The sequence below is a fragment of the Amycolatopsis sp. cmx-11-12 genome, from assembly GCF_046269425.1.
In the GTDB taxonomy this organism is placed as follows: Bacteria; Actinomycetota; Actinomycetes; order Mycobacteriales; family Pseudonocardiaceae; genus Amycolatopsis.
Genome location: NZ_JADNQM010000104.1, coordinates 1 through 1,069, shown reverse-complemented (window position 1 = coordinate 1,069; position 1,069 = coordinate 1). Strand labels below are relative to the sequence as shown.

Here is a 1,069-nt window from a genome sequence, read left to right as displayed (position 1 = left end):
CCAAACTGCACTTGTGGGCGACCCGGGATCCGGGTCGCGTGTTCAGCGATCTGTACAATCTTATGTATGATCCGGCGTTTCTGGTGCACGCATGGGAACGAGTCCGGGGAAATGCAGGTGGCCGCACCGCGGGAGTTGACGGGGTCGCCCCGAATGATCTCCCGCGGGAGGGTGTCAATTTCCTCGCGGCGTTGCGTCTGGATGTGAAAGACCGGACGTTTGTTCCGCATCCCGTGCGGGAACGGCTGATTCCGAAGCCGGGCACCACCAGGAAACGTCGGCTGGGTATTCCGACAGCAGCGGACCGGGTCGTGCAAGCGGTACTGAAGCTGTTGCTGGAGCCGATCTTCGAGGCGGATTTTCAGCCCGTCAGTCACGGGTTCCGCCCGAAGCATCGTGCGCAGGACGCGATCGCCGAGGTTCACCACTTCGCCTCCCGACATTATGTTTGGGTGTTCGAGGCGGATATCGAGGCGTGTTTTGACAAGATCGACCACGTGGCCCTGATGGACCGGGTGCGTCGCCGTGTCAAGGACAAACGAGTCCTGGGCTTGGTCAAGGCCTTCCTCAAGGCAGGGGTCCTGTCCGAGGATGGCGTGGATCGGGACACCCACACGGGAACACCGCAGGGCGGGATCCTGTCCCCGTTGCTGGCGAATATCGTGTTATCGGCACTGGACGACCATTTCCAGGCGAAATGGGATGCCTTCAGTGTCGGCGTCGATGAAGCCGGTGCCGCACAGCGGCGGAAACGGTTCCGTGACAATAAGGGCGGGGCGACCTTTAAACTCGTCCGCTACGCGGATGATTTCGTCATTCTGGTGCACGGGCCGGAGCGTCTGGCCCGGGCTCTGCGCGACGAGGTCGCCGATCTTCTCCAGTCAATAGGGCTGACCCTGGCAGTGGAGAAGACCCGTGTCGTGCATATCGATGAGGGTTTCGACTTTCTCGGGTTCCGCATCCAGCGGCGCCATAAAGCTGGAACTCTCAACAAGAAAATAGTGTATACGTATCCATCCAAGAAGTCCCTGAACGGGATCATCGGAAAGGTGCGTGTCATCACCCGCAG

Annotated in this window: 1 protein-coding gene; it reads left to right on the top strand. The window is 60.3% G+C overall.

Going from position 1 to position 1,069, the window contains the following annotated elements; translation table 11 throughout:
- Positions 1-38: 38 nt before the first annotated feature.
- Positions 39-1,069 (top strand): group II intron reverse transcriptase/maturase (gene ltrA, locus ACLARN_RS44110; protein WP_409497454.1); only part of this gene is annotated, 1,031 nt, incomplete at its 3' end.